This is a genomic window from Candidatus Margulisiibacteriota bacterium (genome assembly GCA_041650855.1).
In the GTDB taxonomy this organism is placed as follows: domain Bacteria; phylum Margulisbacteria; class WOR-1; order O2-12-FULL-45-9; family XYB2-FULL-48-7; genus JALOPZ01.
In genome coordinates this window covers 862,206-880,289 of record JBAZKJ010000001.1, presented here as the reverse complement: position 1 = coordinate 880,289, position 18,084 = coordinate 862,206, and the positions used below count along the sequence as shown (strand labels likewise).

The 18,084-nt window shown below is 60.7% G+C and carries 16 protein-coding genes; 5 read left to right on the top strand and 11 right to left on the bottom strand.

From position 1 onward, the window contains the following. Nucleotides 1-83: 83 nt before the first annotated feature. Complete coding sequence (rny, locus tag WC529_04205; GenBank protein MFA5113485.1) at nt 84-1,616, top strand: ribonuclease Y; 1,533 nt, start codon at nt 84-86, stop codon at nt 1,614-1,616. Further along, on the top strand, nt 1,603-2,442 hold the full coding sequence (locus WC529_04200) for a TIGR00282 family metallophosphoesterase (protein ID MFA5113484.1): 840 nt from the start codon (nt 1,603-1,605) through the stop codon (nt 2,440-2,442). Before rny ends, WC529_04200 begins: the two co-directional genes overlap by 14 nt. Here the strand turns inward: WC529_04200 and WC529_04195 are convergent. Genes WC529_04195 through mazG form a run of 4 tightly spaced genes read right to left on the bottom strand, consistent with a single transcriptional unit; the run spans nt 2,439 to nt 8,488 of the window. Beyond that, nucleotides 2,439-5,042, bottom strand: a complete 2,604-nt coding sequence (locus WC529_04195) for a valine--tRNA ligase (protein ID MFA5113483.1) — start codon at nt 5,040-5,042, stop codon at nt 2,439-2,441. The genes WC529_04200 and WC529_04195 overlap by 4 nt on opposite strands. After that, complete coding sequence (gene ftcD, locus WC529_04190; protein MFA5113482.1) at nt 5,039-5,917, bottom strand: glutamate formimidoyltransferase; 879 nt, start codon at nt 5,915-5,917, stop codon at nt 5,039-5,041. Before ftcD ends, WC529_04195 begins: the two co-directional genes overlap by 4 nt. Continuing rightward, nucleotides 5,910-7,703, bottom strand: a complete 1,794-nt coding sequence (gene ftsH, locus WC529_04185; protein MFA5113481.1) for an ATP-dependent zinc metalloprotease FtsH — start codon at nt 7,701-7,703, stop codon at nt 5,910-5,912. The genes ftcD and ftsH overlap by 8 nt, the downstream gene beginning before the upstream one ends. A gap of 8 nt (nt 7,704-7,711) precedes the next feature. Then, nucleotides 7,712-8,488, bottom strand: coding sequence for a nucleoside triphosphate pyrophosphohydrolase (gene mazG / locus WC529_04180; GenBank protein MFA5113480.1), 777 nt, complete (start codon nt 8,486-8,488; stop codon nt 7,712-7,714). A 148-nt stretch (nt 8,489-8,636) separates the two neighbouring features. Between mazG and WC529_04175 the strand changes: the two genes are divergently transcribed. From WC529_04175 to WC529_04165, 3 genes are read left to right on the top strand one after another with little or no spacing between them, the layout of a single operon-like run. Beyond that, complete coding sequence (locus tag WC529_04175; GenBank protein MFA5113479.1) at nt 8,637-8,846, top strand: hypothetical protein; 210 nt, start codon at nt 8,637-8,639, stop codon at nt 8,844-8,846. 1 nt (nt 8,847) lies between these two features. Next, nucleotides 8,848-9,177 (top strand): hypothetical protein, encoded by a 330-nt coding sequence (locus tag WC529_04170; GenBank protein ID MFA5113478.1) that lies wholly within the window; start codon nt 8,848-8,850, stop codon nt 9,175-9,177. Nucleotides 9,178-9,181: 4 nt separating this feature from the next. Continuing rightward, nucleotides 9,182-9,505: a hypothetical protein gene (locus WC529_04165; GenBank protein MFA5113477.1), complete on the top strand. Its 324-nt coding sequence runs from the start codon at nt 9,182-9,184 to the stop codon at nt 9,503-9,505. Here WC529_04165 and mfd read toward each other — a convergent pair. Genes mfd through WC529_04130 form a run of 7 tightly spaced genes read right to left on the bottom strand, consistent with a single transcriptional unit; the run spans nt 9,474 to nt 18,070 of the window. Next, nucleotides 9,474-12,425 carry a transcription-repair coupling factor gene (mfd, locus tag WC529_04160; protein MFA5113476.1) on the bottom strand — a complete coding sequence of 984 codons (2,952 nt, stop codon included), beginning with the start codon at nt 12,423-12,425 and terminating at the stop codon, nt 9,474-9,476. The genes WC529_04165 and mfd overlap by 32 nt on opposite strands. 6 nt (nt 12,426-12,431) lie before the next feature. Beyond that, the gene (gene pth, locus WC529_04155) at nt 12,432-12,992 is read right to left on the bottom strand and encodes an aminoacyl-tRNA hydrolase (GenBank protein ID MFA5113475.1); all 561 of its coding nucleotides are present in this window, start codon (nt 12,990-12,992) and stop codon (nt 12,432-12,434) included. 4 nt (nt 12,993-12,996) lie between these two features. Beyond that, on the bottom strand, nt 12,997-13,842 hold the full coding sequence (locus tag WC529_04150; GenBank protein MFA5113474.1) for a hypothetical protein: 846 nt from the start codon (nt 13,840-13,842) through the stop codon (nt 12,997-12,999). Next, entirely contained in the window at nt 13,842-14,564 is a 723-nt protein-coding gene (locus WC529_04145; protein ID MFA5113473.1) for a hypothetical protein, read from the bottom strand. The genes WC529_04150 and WC529_04145 overlap by 1 nt, the downstream gene beginning before the upstream one ends. A gap of 14 nt (nt 14,565-14,578) precedes the next feature. Continuing rightward, nucleotides 14,579-16,228, bottom strand: a complete 1,650-nt coding sequence (locus tag WC529_04140) for a sugar-binding protein (protein MFA5113472.1) — start codon at nt 16,226-16,228, stop codon at nt 14,579-14,581. 10 nt (nt 16,229-16,238) lie between these two features. Continuing rightward, the gene (locus tag WC529_04135; protein ID MFA5113471.1) at nt 16,239-17,114 is read right to left on the bottom strand and encodes a carbohydrate ABC transporter permease; all 876 of its coding nucleotides are present in this window, start codon (nt 17,112-17,114) and stop codon (nt 16,239-16,241) included. Continuing rightward, nucleotides 17,114-18,070 (bottom strand): sugar ABC transporter permease, encoded by a 957-nt coding sequence (locus tag WC529_04130; GenBank protein ID MFA5113470.1) that lies wholly within the window; start codon nt 18,068-18,070, stop codon nt 17,114-17,116. Before WC529_04130 ends, WC529_04135 begins: the two co-directional genes overlap by 1 nt. Between the last annotated feature and the right edge of the window lie 14 nt (nt 18,071-18,084).

Genomic DNA, 18,084 nt, shown 5'->3' with positions numbered 1-18,084 from the left:
ACCGGGAACCGTCCGCCGCTGGCGGACCGGTTCCCGGCCGGTTCGAAAGAAAGGAGAAAAGAACAAACATGGAAATATACACAATGAGTTATCTGCTCATCGCCGCCCTGGTCGTCTTTGGGTTGGCGGTCGCTTACCTGATGGTCAGGAAGCAGTTATCGGAACAGAAGGTCCGGATCGCCGAGGAAACGGCCAAGCGGATCGTGGAGGACGCCAAGAAAGAAGCCGACCGGGCCAAGAAGGAGGCCCTGCTCGAGGCCAAGGACGAAGCGATCAAGGTCCGCGCCGACTTTGAACGGGAAGCCAAGGAACGCAAGAGCGAATTGACCGGGATGGAAAGAAGGATCCAGTCGCGCGAAGACCATTTGGAGAACAAGGAAAAGAACATCGAGAACCGCGAGAAGCTGATCAAGAAGATCGAGGACGACCTGGTCAAGCTCAAGGACAACCTGCAGCAAGGCAAGGACCAGTTGATCGCCGAACTGGAGAAAGCGGCGGCGTTCTCGCGGGAAGACGCCAAGCGCGAACTGCTCGGCCGCCTGGAGCAGGAGCTGGCGGTCGACGCGGCCAAGATGATCAAGGCCAAGGAAGAAGAGGTCCGGAAAGAATCGGACAAGCGGGCGCGCGAGATCCTGGCGACCGCCATCCAGCGCTGCGCCGTGGACCACGTGGTGGAAACGACCACTTCCATGGTCGAGCTCCCCAGTGACGACCTGAAAGGCCGGATCATCGGCCGCGAGGGCCGCAACATCCGGGCGTTCGAGACGCTGACCGGCGTCGACCTGATCGTCGACGATACGCCGGAAGCGGTGATCCTCTCCAGCTTCGATCCGCTGCGGCGCGAGACCGCCAAGCTGACGCTGCAGAAATTGATCTCGGACGGCCGGATCCACCCGGCCCGCGTCGAGGAAACTTACGAAAAGGCCAAGCAGGAGCTGAAGGCCGCCATGTGGAACCACGGCGAAAGCGCCGCCACCGAGACCGGCGTGCACGGCCTGCCGCCGGTGATCATCCAGCTGCTCGGCCGCCTGCACTACCGGACCTCGTACGGCCAGAACGTGCTGCAGCATTCGGTGGAAATGTCCCACCTGGCCGGCATGCTGGCCGCCGAACTGGGGGTCAACGTCAACCTGGCCAAGCGCGCCGCCCTGCTCCATGACATCGGCAAGGCGATCGACCAGGAGACCGAAGGGACCCACACCCGGCTCGGCGTCGCGTTCGCGGAAAAAGCGGGCGAATCGCCGGAAGTCCTGCACGCGATCGAGGCCCACCACAACGACGTGGAGCCGCGCACCATCGAAGCGGTGATCGTCCAGGTCTGCGACGCGATCAGCAGCGCCCGGCCCGGCGCCCGCCGCGACACGCTGGAAGCTTACGTCAAGCGGCTGGAGAAGCTGGAGACCGTCGCCAAATCGTTCCCCGGCGTGGAAAAGGTCTACGCCATTTCCGCCGGCCGCGAGGTCCGCGTCGTCGTCCAGCCCGACCGGATCGACGATCTGGGCGCGGTCAAGCTCGCCCACGACATCGCCAAGAAAGTGGAAAGCGAGCTCGAATATCCGGGCGAGATCAAGGTGACGGTGATCAGGGAGACCAGGGCATCGGATGTCGCCAAGTAAACTGAACATCCTGTTCATCAGCGACATCGTTGGCTCGTACGGGCGGGAGATCGTCCGTTACGTGCTGCCGGAGCTGAAGCAAGAGCTCGCCGTCGACCTGACGATCGCCAACGGCGAGAACTCCGCCCACGGCTACAGCATTACCGAAAAGATCTACCGCGACCTGCTGGACCACGGCATCGACGCGGTCACGATGGGGAACCACGTCTGGGAAAAGAAGGAGGTCGTCGCCAAGATCGACACCTTCGACCGGCTGGTCCGGCCCGCCAACTACCCGCCGGGCCTCCCGGGACGGGGCCACCTGGCGCTCGACTGCCAGGGGGTGAAGGTCGGGATCGTCAACCTGCTCGGCCGGGTCTTCATGAATTGCGTCGACTGCCCGTTCCAGGCGGCGGACAAGATCATCCCGCAAGTTCAGGCCGAAGCAAAAGTGATCATCGTCGATTTCCACGGCGAAGCGACCTCGGAGAAAGCGGCCATGGGGTATTATCTCGACGGCAAGGTTTCCGCCGTCATCGGCACCCACACCCATGTCCAAACGGCTGATGAGCGGATCTTAACGGGCGGGACGGCTTTTATCTCCGACGCCGGGATGTGCGCCGCCCAGGATTCGGTGATCGGGATGAATAAGGTGCAGATCCTGAAGCGGTTCACCACCTGCCTGCCGGAGAAATTCGAACCGTATGACAGCGGGCCCGGTCTATTTAACGCCGTCCTCTTGACCGTCGAGACCGCGACCGGCAAGGCGCTGGCAATTAAACGGATCAACCGCGTCACCGAACCGCTGAATATCTCTAAAGAGGATAAGAACGCTAAGCAGGACTAGCCGGCCAGGCTGGTCAGCCGGTCCGCCAGCAGCTTGATCTTGGCGGCAAATTCCGCCGCCCGCTGTTTCTCTTTTTCCACCGATTCGGGGTTGGCTTTGGCGAGGAAATTCTGGTCGTGCAACCGGTTCTCGATCTTGGCCAGTTCCGAGACCAGTTTTTCCTTCTCCTTGGTCAAGCGGGCGGTCTCTTTTTCCAGGTCGATCAAGCCGGCGAGCACGGCGTAAACTTCCAGGCCGCCGGCGACCGCCGAGGCCGACCGGGCCGGTTTCTGGTCGAGTTTTTTGACCGCCGTGATCTTGCCGACCTTCGCCAGGGACTTTAAATATGCTTCGTTGAACGTTTTCTCGCCGACGATCGTCACTTCGAGCTCGTTCCCGTGCGGCACGTTGAACTCCGCCCGGATATTGCGGACCGCCCGGACAACGTCCATCACGACCGCCATCTCCGCTTCCGCTTTCGGGTCGAGCGCCTTGTCGTCCGCCGCCGGCCACTGTTCGAGCATTATCGTTTTCAGCCCCTTCGTCCCCGGCCCCTCCGTCCCCGCGATCCTTTGGTGGATCTCCTCCGTGATAAACGGCATGAACGGATGCAATATCTTGAGCGTCCCCTGCAGGACCGTTAAGAGGACGCTTTGGACGACCGCTTTGGCCTTTTCGTCCTGGCCGTAAAGCCGGATCTTGGCGATCTCGACGTACCAGTCGCAGAATTCCGACCAGATGAACTCGTAAAGCCCGTGTGCCGCTTCGCCAAACTCGTAAGCGTCAATATTCGCGGTGACCCGCTTGATCGTCTGGTTATACCGCGACAGGATCCACTTATCAGCCAATTCCAATCCCTGACCCGTGACCCGCGACTCGCGATCCGTAACCCCCATCAGAACGAACCTGCTAACGTTCCATATTTTATTCGCGAAGTTCCGCGCTTCGGTGATCTTGTCTTCGGAGAGTTTAACGTCCTGGCCCTGCCCGGTTATCAGCGAGAGAAAGGCAAACCGCAAGGCATCCGCCCCCGCCCGGTCGATCACCTCGAGCGGGTCGATAACGTTCCCCCACGACTTGCTCATCTTTTTGCCGTGGACGTCCTTGACCAGGGCGTTGAAGTAAACGGTGTGGAACGGCGCCTTTTTCATAAAATGGAGGCCGGCCATGATCATCCGCGCCACCCAGAAGAAGATAATGTCATAGCTGGTGACCAAGACGTCGGTTGGGTAGTAAGTCTTGAGGTCTTCCGTCTGGTCGGGCCACCCCAGCGTCGAGAACGGCCACAAGGCCGACGAGAACCAGGTATCAAAGACATCCGGGTCCTGGGCCCACCCCTCGCCTTTGGGCGGCTCTTCACCGACGTAGATCTCGTCCCCCTTATACCAGGCGGGGATCTGGTGCCCCCACCACAACTGGCGCGAAATGCACCAATCGCGCAGGTTGGTCATCCACTGGAGATAGACCTTGGTCCAGCGCTCGGGAACGAACTTAACCTCCCCCCTTTCGACCGCCTCGATCGCGGGTTTAGCGAGTGGACCGACCTTGACGAACCACTGGTCGGACAGGTAAGGTTCAATGACCGTTTTGCAGCGGTAGCAGTGGCCGATCGAGGTATCGTAATCCTCGATCTTGACCAGTTTCCCTTCCGCTTCCAGCCGTTTAACGATCTCTTCCCGCGCCTTGAAGCGGTCCAGGCCGTCGAGCTCGGGAATGCCCGAGCCGGTTATCCGGCCGTCCGGGGTGAGGATATTCAGGGAAGGGAGATTATGACGGATCCCCATATCATAATCGTTCGGGTCGTGAGCGGGAGTAACTTTGACGGCGCCCGTGCCAAAGGCCGGGTCGACAAAGTCATCCTGAATGATCGGGATATGCCGGCCGACCAGCGGGAGCTCAACGGTCTTCCCCCACATATGCTTGTACCGCTCGTCCCGGGGATTAACGGCGATCGCGGTGTCGCCGAGCATTGTCTCCGGCCTGGTGGTAGCGACGGTTAGCGGCCCGTACTTGAGGTGCCAGAGCGACCCTTTTTTCGCCTCGTGTTCGACCTCAATGTCGGATAACGCGGTCTGACAGCGGGGGCACCAGTTGATGATCCGCTTGCCGCGGTAGATCAGCCCTTCGTGATAAAGCTGGACAAAATGTTTCTTGACCGCCCGGTTCAACCCCTCGTCCATGGTGAACCGTTCGCGCGACCAGTCGCAGGAGGCGCCGAGCCGCCTGAGCTGCTGGGTGATCCGGCCGCCGTATTCCTTTTTCCACTCCCAGACCTTGGCAATGAACTTTTCCCGGCCGAGGTCCTCTTTCCGCTTTCCTTCTTTCTTCAGTTCCCGCTCCACGACGTTCTGCGTGGCGATCCCGGCGTGGTCGGTCCCCGGGACCCAAAGCGTTTGGAAGCCCTGCATCCGCTTATAACGGATCAACAGGTCTTGAATGGAGTTATTAAGCGCGTGCCCCATGTGGAGCGACCCGGTCACGTTCGGCGGCGGGATCACGATGGTGAACGGTGGTTTAGTGGCTTGATCGTTCGGCTTAAAATAGCCGCTCTCTTCCCAGAACCGGTACCATTTCTGCTCGACCTGGGCCGGGTCATAAACTTTAGCTAGTTCTTCGCTCATAAATAATTATCAATTATCTTATTTTCCGCAAAATTGTGCAACAATAACTCGTCTTTCAGCCCCGCGTAGACGGCCGACGCCGGGAGCAAGCCGACCAGTTCGGCGCCGGCAATGCCGACCCCGTACTCTTTCGCCCATTTCTTGACCTCTTTGTTCAATTTCTTGAGCGAGGTCTTCTGGTGATCGACGATATTGACCGTTACCTGGGCGATCCCCCGGCTTTTTAATTCGACCCCTAAAGCCCTGACCCCCGGCAGACCCCCGCTCTTTTCCCGAATATTCTTGGCGATCGACCGGGCGATATCGACGTCGGCCGTGTCGAGGTCAAAGTTAAGGGCGATCAGGTAGTTGCGGGCGCCGGCCGCCGTCGCGCCCGCGGTCGGATGGAGCCCCTGGCCGACGTCGGGCCGGCGGCGGGGCGAATTGATCTCGCTTTTCAACGCTTCATAGCCGCCGTGCCGAACAAAGGGAAGGTCCTGCCGCTCCGGGATAGCCGCCGCTTCGCCGTAAAAATAGACCGGCAGGCGCAAATGCTCCCACAGTTTTTTGCCCAGCTCCCAGGTCAGGTCGACCGCCTCCCCCATCGTGCAATCCCGCACGGGGATGAACGGAATGACGTCGACCACGCCGATAAAGGGATGGACGCCGGCATGTTGGTTGACGTCGAGGAGCTGCATCGCCCGCTCGGTCAGGTCGAACGCCGCCTGGCCCACGGCCCCCGGCTCGCCGAGCAGTGTGACGACGGAGCGGTTGTGGTCGGGATCGGAGTGGAGGTCGATGACTTTGGCGGTCTTAACGGCCGCGGCTATTTCCCGGACCAGCTCGAGGTCGGTCCCTTCCGAAAAGTTCGGGACGCACTCGATCAGTTTAGGCACTTTGCAGCCCCTGGAGGGCCGACTCCAGGTCGCTGTTCTCCAGAGTTTCCTTCTCGATCAAGACCTGGGCGATCGCCTCCGTTTTCGCCCGGTTCTTGGCGAGGACCTCTTTGGCCCGGGCGTAACACTCGTCGATGATCGTTTCGATCTCGTGGTCGATCTCGTCGGCCGTCTGCTCGCTGTAATCTTTCATTTCGGTAATATCGCGGCCGAGGAAGATCTGGCGGTTCTTGTGGCCGAACGTCCGCGGTCCGAGGCCGGACATGCCGAACTCGGTGACCATCCGCCTGGCCAGGTCGGTCGCCCGTTCCAGGTCGTTATGGGCGCCGGACGTGACCTCTGCAAAGAACAGCTCTTCGGCCACCCGCCCCCCCATCAGCACGGTGATCTGGTCCATCGCCTGCCCCCTGGTGACCAGGTACTTGTCTTCCAGCGGGAGCTGGAGCGTGTAGCCGAGCGCCAGGCCGCGCGGCAGGATCGAGATCTTGTGGACCCGGTCGGCGTTGGGGAGGACGGTGGAAAGGATCGCGTGGCCGACCTCGTGATAAGCGATAATCTTTTTCTCCCGGTCGGAGATGACCCGACTCTTTTTTTCCGGCCCGGCCATTACCCGGTCGGCCGCTTCCTCCACCTCTTCCATGCCGACCTCTTTTTTGTCGACCCGCGCGGCCAGGATCGCCGCTTCGTTCAGGACGTTTTCCAGGTCGGCGCCGGTAAAGCCCGGGGTCCGGCGGGCGACGACGTTAAGGTCGACGTCGGCCGCGAACGGTTTTCCTTTGGCGTGGATCTTGAGGATATCTTCGCGCCCCTTCAGGTCCGGCTTGTCGAGCACGATCTGCCGGTCGAAACGGCCGGGGCGCAGGAGCGCCGGGTCGAGGATATCGGGCCGGTTGGTCGCCGCGATAACGATGATGTTGACCTTGGGATCGAAGCCGTCCATTTCGACCAGGAGCTGGTTAAGGGTCTGTTCCCGCTCGTCGTGCCCGCCCCCCAAACCGGCCCCGCGGTGCCGGCCGACGGCGTCAACCTCGTCCATAAAAATGATCGACGGGGTCTGTTTTTTGGCCTGCTCAAAGACCGAGCGGACGCGAGCGGCGCCGACGCCGACGAACATTTCGACGAAATCGGAGCCGGAAATGGAAAAGAACGGGACTCCCGCTTCGCCGGCGATCGCCCTGGCCAGCAGGGTCTTGCCGGTCCCGGGCGGTCCCATCAGGAGCAGCCCTTTGGGAATCTTGGCCCCCAGCGCCTGGAACTTTTCCGGTTTCTTGAGGAACTCGACGATCTCCTGCAGCTCTTCCTTGGCCTCGTTAACCCCGGCCACGTCGGCAAAGGTGACGTTGACCTTGCCGGTCTGCGGCTTGACGTTCGCCCGGCCAAAGGACATCGCCTGGGAATTGGCCCCCTGCGCCTGCCGGAGCATCAGCCACCAGAGCAAGGCGAAAAAAGCGACCGGGGCCAAGAGCTGAATGATCAAATTGACGACCCAGCTCGATTCGACCGGCGCCTCGACGTTGATCGCCACCCCTTTATCCCGGAGCAGCGGGACCAGGTTCGGGTAGTTCAGCGCCCGGGTCTTGAACTTGGCCTTGTCGCCCGCCGTCCCGGAGATCAGGTCGTTATTGATGCTGACCGTCTTGATCTCTCCCCGGTCGACCCGGTCGAGGAACGCGGAGAACGGGATCTCCTTGACCGGTTTCTCGCTGGGAAAGAGGGGGGCGACGATCGCGATCCCCACCAGCGTCAACAGGATATAGGTCAAGATATTGCGCCAATTGGACTTCATGACGATAATTATACCACTTTTTCGGCCGCTTTGGCCCGGTCCCAGAGGGCGTCCATCTGCTTGAGGGTCAATTTCTTTTTTTGCAGCTTTTTTTCGATCCGCGCGAACCGCCGCATGAACTTGGTATTGGCAAGCTGCAGCGCCTCTTCCGCGTCCAGATCGAGCTTCCTGGCAACGTTGACGATCGAGAACAGCAGATCACCGATCTCTTCTTTAATATTATCCCTTAATTTCGACTTTTGACCTTTAACTTTTGACTTTAGCAGGGCATGGACCTCGTCGAGTTCCTCGTGCACCTTGTTCCACGCCCCGGCGACCTCATCCCAATCAAACCCGACCCTGGCCGCCCTCCGCTGCACCTTATCCGCCCGGTAAAGCGCCGGTAAACTTTGCGGTATCGACTCCAGCATCCCTTTCTTTTTCTGCTTCTCCGCCCGTTTGATCTTCTCCCAGTTCCGCCAAACCTTTTCCTTGTCCCGCGCCTCCGCCTTCCCGAAAACGTGGGGGTGGCGGCGGACCATTTTGGCCGCGATCGAGCCGATCACGTCGTCAATGGTGAACTTTTTCTCCTGTTCGGCAAAGACCGAGAGCATGACGACGTGCAGCAGCATGTCGCCGAGCTCCCCGGCCAGCTGGGGGAAGTCCTTTTGGTCGATCGCCTCGATCGCTTCGTAGACCTCTTCCACCAGGTACGGCTTAAGGGACACGAACGTCTGTTCCCGGTCCCAGGGGCATTCCCGCCGCAATTTCCGCACTATCTCCACAAATTCCCGGAAGCTGTCCATGGCCTCAATTATACCCCATTTCCATGCAAGTTTTCGGCCCCCAAACTCGATAATAAAGGTGGAAAGGGAGTGTAACAAAATGGCAGTTGGACCGGTTCAAGGAAATTCGAATGGACCCGACCTCAAATCATTGGGGCTGAATTCCCCGATGGAGGTCATCGATATCCTGGGCGCCATGAATATCGACGGCAAGCCGGTGATCACCGACGACAAAGCGCACCTGAACCCGGCGGTCAAGGCGGAACAGGTGGTCAAGTTCTTCACCCAGAATTTCGACATGAAACCGAGCGAGCTCCCGCAGCTCGCTTCGGTCGTCAAACGGGACCTGAAAGCGGGCAAATTAGGCTGGGAAGCATAAAATGGGCATAGGCGCGTCAACCGAATATATCAAACAAACGCAAGTTAACCTCCGCAAGGTTAATACGCCGGACATCCATCGCGCGGAAGTCCGGCAGATGTCGAGCAATCCGGTCGACCGGGCTTCGATCTCCGTGCCGGAACTGAAGGCCCAAACCCTCGACCTCAGCCCGGAAACGCCGATTTTTGACGATTCCATGTCCTCCTACCAGCAGCTGGTCGGCAATACCGATATCTGCACTTTGTTGTCCGGCGGGGTCCCCGGCTTGGAAAAGATCTACAACGCCGCTAAAGCGGTAAAGGCCGAAATGTCCTTATTGGCGGGGCAATAATAAGATGGAACAGGAAAAAAGCGCCTTAGAAAAACTGGAAGAGCTGCTCAAGGACCTCTGGCGGCAGAGCGGCAGCGCTTCGGTCATCGCCGCCAAGCATACCGAGTTCGTCGTGGAGCCGATGGTCTTTCTGGGCGACAAGATGAACCCGGACATCCTGAAACTGCTGGTGATCAATTACCTGGTCCAGACCTCCAAACAGGATTCGGGGACAGGCAATGTCGAGGTCACGCCGGATAAACTGACGATCAAGACCCCCAAGGGGAAACCGCTCGTTATCGTCCGCGACAAGAAGCTTATCCAGCAATACCTTGCCGCGCGAGCTTGATCTTATCCTGACCGCCGACCGCTACTGAAACGCTCTTTTTGTTCAACCATTCGATCTTGATCTGGCCGTCGCGCTCCTTGACGCTCTTAACCTCGCGCTTTAAGGCCTCGACCTTCAACTCCACGATCCGCAGCAGCGTCGCCAGCGGCGGCGGGACCGGCCCAAAGCGGTCCGCCAGCTCGCCCCCGATCTCGGCCAGCGCTTCGGGGGTCGTGATCAGGTTAAGCCGCCGGTAGAGGGCGATCCGCTGGCGGTCGTCGGTCACGTAGTTGACCGGGATCGACGCCTCGACCTTCAGGTCGATCTCGACCTCCCGCGGCGCCACTACCTTTTCCCCTCTGATCTCCCTGGCCGCCTCTTCCAGCAGCTCGCAATAGAGATCGAAGCCGACCTCGTAGATATGGCCCGATTGCTGCGCGCCAAGCAGGTTACCGGCCCCCCTGATCTCCAGATCCCTCATGGCCAATTTGTAGCCCGAACCGAGCGCCGTGAACTCCTGGATCGCCTTGAGCCGCTCCACCGCCTGGTCCGACAGGCTTCGGGCGGGATGGTAAAAAAGGTAAGCGTAAGCCCGGACCGCCGAGCGCCCCACCCGCCCGCGGATCTGGTAGAGCTGGGAAAGGCCGAGCCGGTCCGCCTGGTCGATCAGGATCGTGTTGACGTTGGTTATATCCAGGCCCGATTCGATGATCGACGTGCAGACCAGCACGTCGGACTTTTTCTCCAGGAAATCGAGCATCGTCCTTTCCAGCGTTTTTTCGTCCATCTGCCCGTGGCCGACGGCGACCCGCGCCTCCGGGACCAGCCTGGCGATCTTGGCGGCCATCCCGGCGATCGTCTCGACGAAATTATGGACAAAATAGACCTGGCCGCCCCGGTCGATCTCGCGCCGGATCGCTTCCGCGATCACCGTTTCGTTATAGGGGAGAATATGGGTCCGGATCGGCGAACGGTCGACCGGCGGCGTGGCGATGAGGCTGAACTCCCGGATCCCGGCCAGGGAAAAATAGAGGGTCCGCGGGATCGGCGTGGCGGTCAGCGTCAGGACGTCGACCGTAGTCCGCAGTTTTTTCATCTTTTCCTTGTGGGTGACGCCGAACTTCTGTTCCTCGTCGACGACCAGCAGGCCGAGGTCCCGGAACTTGATGTCCTTGGAGAGGAGCCGGTGCGTGCCGATCACGATGTCCACCCCGCCCGCCGCCAGCGCTTCGATCACCGCCTGCTGTTCCGCCTTGGAGCGGAAACGGGAGAGCATTTCCACGACGTAAGGGAGGTTCCGGAACCGCTCGCGGAAACTGTTGTAATGCTGCTCGGCCAGGATCGTCGTCGGCGCCAGCACGGCGACCTGTTTGCCGGCCGCGGCCGCCTTGGCCGCCGCCCTGATCGCCACTTCGGTCTTGCCGTAGCCGACGTCGCCGCAGACCAGCCGGTCCATCGGGCGGGGCGATTCCATGTCCTGCTTCACGTCGCCGATCGCCTTGAGCTGGTCGGCCGTCTCGTCGTAAGGGAAAGTCGCCTCCAGCTCCTTTTGCCAGAGATCGTCGGGCGGGAACGCCTTCCCCTCCAGCTTTTGCCGCGCCGCGTAGATCTGGACCAGTTCTTTGGTCATCTCCCGGACCGACTCTTTGACCTCTTTCCTGGTCCGCAGCCACTCCTTGGTCCCCAGGCGGCTCAGGCGCGGGCGCGCCTCGCGGCCGCCGTTGTATTTCTCGACCAGCCCGGCCATTGTCGGCGGGACGTAAAGCTTGTCCCCCTCGGCGTACTCCACCAGCAGGTATTCCTGTTTCAGGTCGTCCAGCTCCAGGACTTGCAGCCCGCGGAAGATCCCGATCCCGTAATTCTCATGGACGACAAAATCGCCCAGTTTCAGGTCCGCCAGCAGCTCTTCGGCCACCCCCTCGCTTACCGGCTTTTCCCGGCGCGGCGGGGCCGGCTCTTCGCCGAACAGCTCCCGGTCGCTCAGGACGATCTGGCCGCGGAAAACGAAACCGCCGCGCAGTTCGCCGGCCACGATCCGGCGTCCGGGCAGCTCCTCCAGCAGGCGCGGCGCGTGCCGGCTGACGATCAGCGCCGCCGGCGGAATATCCTCCAAACGGCCGGCATAATCGGGCGCCGGGTCGAATAACGGCGTCTCCCCCGCGTCCAAAAAGCTGGAAAGCTCGAGCGCCCCCCGCCCGGCCAGTTCGTTAAAACCGGCCAGTTTTTCCAGCTCCACCGGCTCGTCCAGCAAAAGCCGGGAACCGGCGGGGAGCAGGTCAAAGATCAGGTGCTCCCCTTTTTCCCTGGCCGGCAGGACGGCGATCTCCCTGATCTTGCCGGTGGAACGCTGGGAATACGGGGAGAACCGGCGGAGCGAAACGATCGTGTCGGTCATCAGTTCCAGGCGGACCGCCTCCTGGCCGTTGATCGGGAAAATGTCGATGATCCCGCCGCGCACGCTGAATTCCCCCCGTTCGCCGACGATCTCGAAGCGCTTATACCCGAGGTCGACCAGCTTGCCGATCAGCGCGTCGAGCCGCACCGCCTGGTCGACGGCCAGCTTTAAGCTCTCCGGCCGGCCGCTGGTCTTCTGCAGCGCCGCTTTGAGCGGCGCGATCACGCACTGTTTTTCGCCGCGCAGCCAGCGTTCGACGATCGCCAGGCGTTCGCCGACCAGCTCTTTGCTCGGCAGCAGCTCTTCGTCGGGCAGCACGTCCAGGGCCGGGAAAACGGCCGGCGTTCGCGTCGTGAAAATGGCGATCTCGCGCGCCAGTCGTTCGGCCTTGATCGCGGAAGCGGTTATTATAAGGAGGCTAGCTTCTTTCTCGGCCAGGGCGGCCAGGACGGCCGCTTTGGCCGAACCGACCAGGCCGGAGATCTTCCGCCGGGCGGCGGAGCTCAGCTCGCTGGCGATCGCGGTAGTTAACTCTGTTGGCTGCATGCTGGCCTAAGCGTTGTACTGGTTCATCGCCGCGGCCAGGCCGTGGGCTAAAATAGCCTCGATCGCCTCCGCGGCGGCCGTGACCGCCGCCGCCAGCGGCTCGCGCTCGGCCGGCGGGATCCTTTGCAGGACGTAAGCGCTCACGTCGCCGGCCAGGTCTTCCCGGCCGATGCCGATCCGGACCCGGGGGAATTCGGCCGTCCCCAGCTGGGCGATCAGCGACTCCACTCCGTGGTGGCCGCCGGCCGACCCCTTTTCCCGGAGCCGAAGCTGGCCGACCGCCAGGTCAACGTCGTCGTAAACGGCGATCACTTTGGCCGGCTCGATCTTGTGCCAGGCGGCGACCGCCCGCACGACCAGGCCGGAATTGTTCATGAAGGTTTGGGGTTTGACCAGCAGCAGTTTATGCCCGGCCAGCTCAGTTTCGGCCAGCAGCGCCTGATGTTTTTCCTTGAAGCTCCTGAGCCCGAGGCGGACGGCCAATTCATCCACGGCCCGGAAACCTAAGTTATGCCGGGTGTCAGCGTACTCCGCCCCTGGATTACCGAGCCCAACGACCAAAAACATCGTTTTAGCGACCGTAGGAGAAGTCTATACCAAAGCGGACATCCGACGCAACCGTTTTCTGCGGATCGGCCGGTTTGTCTTTCAGGTACGAGACGCCGAGCACTTCGGCGAACATCTTGAACTTTTTCAGCAGGGAATCCTCATCGGTCTTATAGGCGCTCCGCCACGGCTCGAAGCGCAAACCGACGCCATAGTCGGCGACGTTCAGCCAGTAATCGTCCTGGCTCGACATCGTCACGTCCGCCTTGAGATAAGCCTCCATCCCGTGCCCCAGGTGCCGCCCGAGTTTCGGTTGAAAATAGAAGACAGACCCGTTGAAGTCGGTCCAGCTGAAATTGGTGGAGCGGTAAGAAAAATTGCTCCACAGTTCGCCCCAGAACTGGTTGTAATCGGGCTTATCCAGGTTCCATTCGTGCCAGAGGTCGAATCCGTAGCGCAGGTCGGTCTGGCGGTTCGCTTCCCCCGAGGCGACGTTCTTCAGATAGCCGGCCGAGAGGGATTCGGCGAACACTTTAAGGTCGGGCAGCCACTCGATCGCCCAGCCGGACAACTGCAGCCCGGCGAACGGTTTGACCCGGACGCCCGGGCCGTAGAAGACCGAGTTGTCCCAATAGTCGGGGCTTTGCGACGCCATGCAGTAGTAAGCGCCGTAGAGCTGCAGCGGGGAATCGAACAGCGTCAGCCCGAGCTTGCCTTCGAAGCGGCCGAGGACGGAGGAAAAGCCCTGCCGCTCGATATTGGTGCCGTAATAAGCGACGTTGTTCCACAGTTCGGCGAACGGCTTGGTCTCCGCCGCGGCCGCGCCGCAAAGGAGCAGTAAGACCACGCCGCCCAGCAACCAGCGTGCCATTACTCGATGGTCAGGGCGATATTGTCGGCGTTAAAGTTGATCTTACCCTTGTCGGAGCTCCCCAGGCAGATGAACTGCAGCTGGAGCAGGCCGCCGGAGCCGTTGAGCTGCTGCGGGTTCCAGATGTCGTCGCCCACCATCGGGTTCTCGTCGGTAAAATCGGCCAGCGGGATGCTGACCCGTTTCCAGCCGGTCCAGTCCACCTTGATCTCGTAGGTGTATTTGTCGTCCTTGGTCAGCGCGTAGTTCTTGGCCGGGTCCTGCTCCGCCTGCCAGTTGTTGTTGTCGTCGTCGACCAGTTCAACTTTGAGCGAGCCGGAGGCCGGGCCGGTGCCGTAAATGTCGGCCTGGAAATAAGAGTAGCGGGCGAGGTCCAGCCCTTCCTTAGCGATGTAGGTGCCGCAGCCGCCGCCGTACCAGTTCTTGGCGGTGCCGGACAGGAGCAGGGAATATTTGCCGACCAGCCCGGCGATCTTTTCGTCGCCCGCGGTCAGGTCCCGGTTAAAGGTCGGTTCGACCTTGGCCAGTTCAAATGTCCACCATTCGCGGGGCTGCTTGATGCTCCCCGACTCAAAATCATCGATCAGGAACACTTTTTCGGCCAGCGCCACCGGCACGGCGCCCTTCGCCGCTTCCGGTTTTTGCGGGGCCGGGCCGCCCATGGCGGCCGCCAGGGAACAAGAGACCATCGTCAAACAGACCGCTGCGATCAATTTATTCATTTTTTCCGATCCTCCTATTTAAATTCCAGAATACCCCAGCCGCTGGGATCTTTATAGAAGTAGTAATCGCCGTTCCAGATGAACTGCTTTTCCCGTTCACCGGACTGATCCGCGTCGTCTAATGCAACGTCAAAGCCAACCTTGGTCCCGCCCTGCGGCACGAACGTGCCGAAGAACTCCCAGGGGATCTTGGCCTCGATCACCTGCCCTAACGGTTTATCGACCTTTTTCACCGCGATTTCACTGCCCGTCGGGCTTCTTCTTCTTTGCCAGCTCCAGATCGTCGGCTTGTTCGCCTTGCCGTTGCCGGTGCCGAAACCGATCTGGTTGTCGCCGCGCTCGAACGATTCGCGCCGGGGATCGGCGCCCGGGTCGACGCTCAGCACCATTTCAATGGCGTCGCCGTTCCAGATCTCCTGGCGCTCCTGCTTGTTGACCAGCGGGAGCTTGTCGGTCACCTGGGCCGCCAGGTAGAGATATTTATCGTCCCACATCAAGTAGACCTTCCCCGACAGGTCGGCCAGGCCGGCCCAGTTCAATCCTTCCTTAAAGTAGGAGGGGTCTTCCATGACGATCGGCACGGCCGCCTGCCATTCGTTCAGCTTGCCGTCGATCTTGACCGGGCCGCAGGCTTTGACCGCCACGGCCGTTTTCTTGATCTCGCGCTCCTGCGGCACGGTGAACGCGGCCATTTGCGCGCCGTTGCCGGTAAAGAGCGGGTCCTTCATGATCGCCTTGAACGCCGCCAGCGACCGCTCCGAGGAGGCGATCCGCCAATCGGTCTCTTTCTTATGGTCGAACCAGATGATCGCGTCGATGTCGCGCATGCTCGTTTTGAGGTAGCTGGGCAGCTCCTTGATCCAGGTCGCCTTGTCGCCGCCCTTTTCCGCCGCCGCGAACTCGGCGACCATGATCGGCTTTTTCGGCCAAAGCTTGCGGGCTTTGCGGACCTGGTCGCGGAACAGGTATTTGAACGCCTGCCAGTCGCTCCAGCTCTGGGTCGTGCCCCAGTTGTAGCCGTCGAAACCGACCCAGTCGACGTAATCGTTGCCCGGGTACGCTTTCTCCCAGTCGTTCCACAATTCGTCGGGGAACGAATAGTTCATCGGCGCCCAGACCCATTTGACGTTCGTCGCTTTCTCGTTCCGGAAAACGTCGACGATATGCCGGAAAGCTTTGACATAGATACCCGGGTCCTTGTCGTTGTTCAAGACCCCCCACGGATATCCGTCGATATTGAACTCGTGCGCCGGCCGCAGGAAGATCGGGTGTCCCCAGTCCCTGATCGACCGCGCCCAGCCCCGGATGTAGTTGTCCCACTTGCCGCTGATGATGTCCTTGAGCTTGATCTTCTCCTTGTCGCCCCAGTACCACGGCTCCCAGACGATGTGCGGCACCACGCCGTAGTCGATCACGCTCTGCGCGTCGGCCTGGGGGAATTCCTGCGCCCAATCCTGGTACCACATCACCATGGCCGGTTTTTTGCCGGTCTGGGACTCGAATTGCTTGATATAGTTCAGGTTGCGGGGCGCCCCTTCGCGGAAAATGCCGACGAATACCGTCTGTTTGGGCGCGGCGCCCGCCTGGGCCGACATCGCCACGGCCGCGCCGGCGGCCAGGGTTAAGATCAAACCACCAACGATCGCGCTCTTTCGTAGTTTCATTTTTCCCTCCCTATCCCTTGACGGCGCCGGCCGTCAGGCCGCGCACGATGTGCTTTTGCAGCATAAAGAATAACACGACGACCGGGATGGTGGCAACGGTGGCCGCCGCCATCATCAGGTCGAAGCGGTTCTGGTAATTGCCGACGAACAGGCGGATGCCGACCGGGATCGTCATCGTGTCGCCGTTGGTCAGCACCCAGGCGAACATCAGCTCGTCCCAGGCCTGGAGAAAAATATAGATCCCGGTGGCGATAATGCCGGGCATCGCCAGCGGCAGGGCCACGTGCCGGAAGACCTGGAGGGGCGAACAGCCGTCGATCCGGGCCGCCTCTTCCAGCTCTTTGGGGATCGAAGCGAAGAAACCGCGCAGGATCCAGATCGAGAACGGGACAAAGAAGGCGGAATAGATCAGGATCAGCCCCCAGTAGGTCCCCTTGATCGGGATGCCGGTCATGACGGTCAATTTCACGAACATGATGTAGAGCGGGATCAGGTACATGATCGCCGGGATCATCTGGGTCGCCAGGATCGTGTTGGAAAAGAAGTCCGCGCCCGGGAACTTGAAGCGCGACAGGGCGTACGCGGCCAGGGTGGAAAAGATCATCGCCAGGACCATCGTCGAGCCGCAGATGATCAGCGAGTTCTTGAGGTAAAGGCCGAAGTTGACGTTCTTCCACATGTCAACGTAATTGTCCCAGTGGACCTCGACCTGCCCCTGCACGTTGCGGGAGAGGCCGACCCGGCCGATGGCGATGTCGGACGAGCTCTTGAGCGAAGAAAAGACCATCCAGCCGACCGGCAGCAGGGTCAGGGCCAGGAACATCAGCATGATGATGCTGATGCCGATATCGGTAAGCCGTTTTTTCGCGTAATACGGCAGGGCCATCAGTTCATCTCCTCCGCCCGCTTAAAGTAGCGGAACCAGACGTTGACGATAGCGATCATCACGCAGAGCAGGAGGACCGAAGCGGCCGCGCCGGTGCCGAAATTCCAGAGCTGGAAGGAGTTGCGGAAGATGTTGGTCATCATCAGGTCGCCCCATTCGCCGGGGAAGCCGGCGCCGAAGCCGAACATCATGATGACGATGTTGAACGAATAGGTGTTGTAGATCAGGCCGAACAGGATCAGGATGAACCAGACCGGCCGGAGCATCGGCCAGGTGATCCGCCAGAACTTGGTCCACGGCCCCGCCCCGTCGATATCGGCCGCTTCGTACAGCTCGTCGGGGATCGTTTGCAGGCCGGCCAGGAGCATCAGCATGGAGAGCGGCCAGAAGCGCCAGATCGTCGGGATAATGATCGCCCACATCGTGTTCCCGCCGGTCAGCCAGGACGGTTTGAACGGCAGCAGGTGGAGCCAGTCGACTAGCATGACGTTGACCAGCCCGCCCTCTTTCAACCACATGATCCCCCAGAGCAGGCCGGTAACGTAGGTCGGCACGATCCAGGGGAAAAGGAAGAGGGTGCGGACCAGCGAGCGGCCCCAGAACTTCCGGTGCAGCATCAGGGCGACGACCATGCCGACGCCGAGGGTGCCGATGGTCACCACCACCGTGTAAATGACCGTGTTGCGGACCGCCTCAAATAATCCGATCCGGATCGGGCTGGTCGGGTCGATCAGGACCTTGTAATAATTATCGAACCAGACGAAGGGGGCAAGCAGGTAGCTTTGCAGCGTCATTTGGTTCAGGTTGAGGAACGACATGTAGATGCCCTGGGCGATCGGCACGACGTGGAGGAACAGCATGGCCAGAGCGGTAGGCGCAATGAAGTAGTAAGCAATGCGACTTTGCTTTACCCGGTGCCACAGTCCTTTTTTCTGCTTGTTGTTTGGCCTCTTCAAACGGAAGTATCCCT

Bases quoted from the DNA above. Each gene is read 5' to 3' on its own strand.
- rny (MFA5113485.1), top strand. From the start codon at position 84: ATGAGTTATCTGCTCATCGCCGCCCTGGTCGTCTTTGGGTTGGCGGTC.
- WC529_04200 (MFA5113484.1), top strand. From the start codon at position 1,603: ATGTCGCCAAGTAAACTGAACATCCTGTTCATCAGCGACATCGTTGGC.
- WC529_04195 (MFA5113483.1), bottom strand. From the start codon at position 5,042: ATGAGCGAAGAACTAGCTAAAGTTTATGACCCGGCCCAGGTCGAGCAG.
- ftsH (MFA5113481.1), bottom strand. From the start codon at position 7,703: ATGAAGTCCAATTGGCGCAATATCTTGACCTATATCCTGTTGACGCTG.
- mazG (MFA5113480.1), bottom strand. From the start codon at position 8,488: ATGGACAGCTTCCGGGAATTTGTGGAGATAGTGCGGAAATTGCGGCGG.
- WC529_04175 (MFA5113479.1), top strand. From the start codon at position 8,637: ATGGAGGTCATCGATATCCTGGGCGCCATGAATATCGACGGCAAGCCG.
- WC529_04170 (MFA5113478.1), top strand. From the start codon at position 8,848: ATGGGCATAGGCGCGTCAACCGAATATATCAAACAAACGCAAGTTAAC.
- WC529_04165 (MFA5113477.1), top strand. From the start codon at position 9,182: ATGGAACAGGAAAAAAGCGCCTTAGAAAAACTGGAAGAGCTGCTCAAG.
- mfd (MFA5113476.1), bottom strand. From the start codon at position 12,425: ATGCAGCCAACAGAGTTAACTACCGCGATCGCCAGCGAGCTGAGCTCC.
- pth (MFA5113475.1), bottom strand. From the start codon at position 12,992: ATGTTTTTGGTCGTTGGGCTCGGTAATCCAGGGGCGGAGTACGCTGAC.
- WC529_04150 (MFA5113474.1), bottom strand. From the start codon at position 13,842: ATGGCACGCTGGTTGCTGGGCGGCGTGGTCTTACTGCTCCTTTGCGGC.
- WC529_04145 (MFA5113473.1), bottom strand. From the start codon at position 14,564: ATGAATAAATTGATCGCAGCGGTCTGTTTGACGATGGTCTCTTGTTCC.
- WC529_04140 (MFA5113472.1), bottom strand. From the start codon at position 16,228: ATGAAACTACGAAAGAGCGCGATCGTTGGTGGTTTGATCTTAACCCTG.
- WC529_04135 (MFA5113471.1), bottom strand. From the start codon at position 17,114: ATGGCCCTGCCGTATTACGCGAAAAAACGGCTTACCGATATCGGCATC.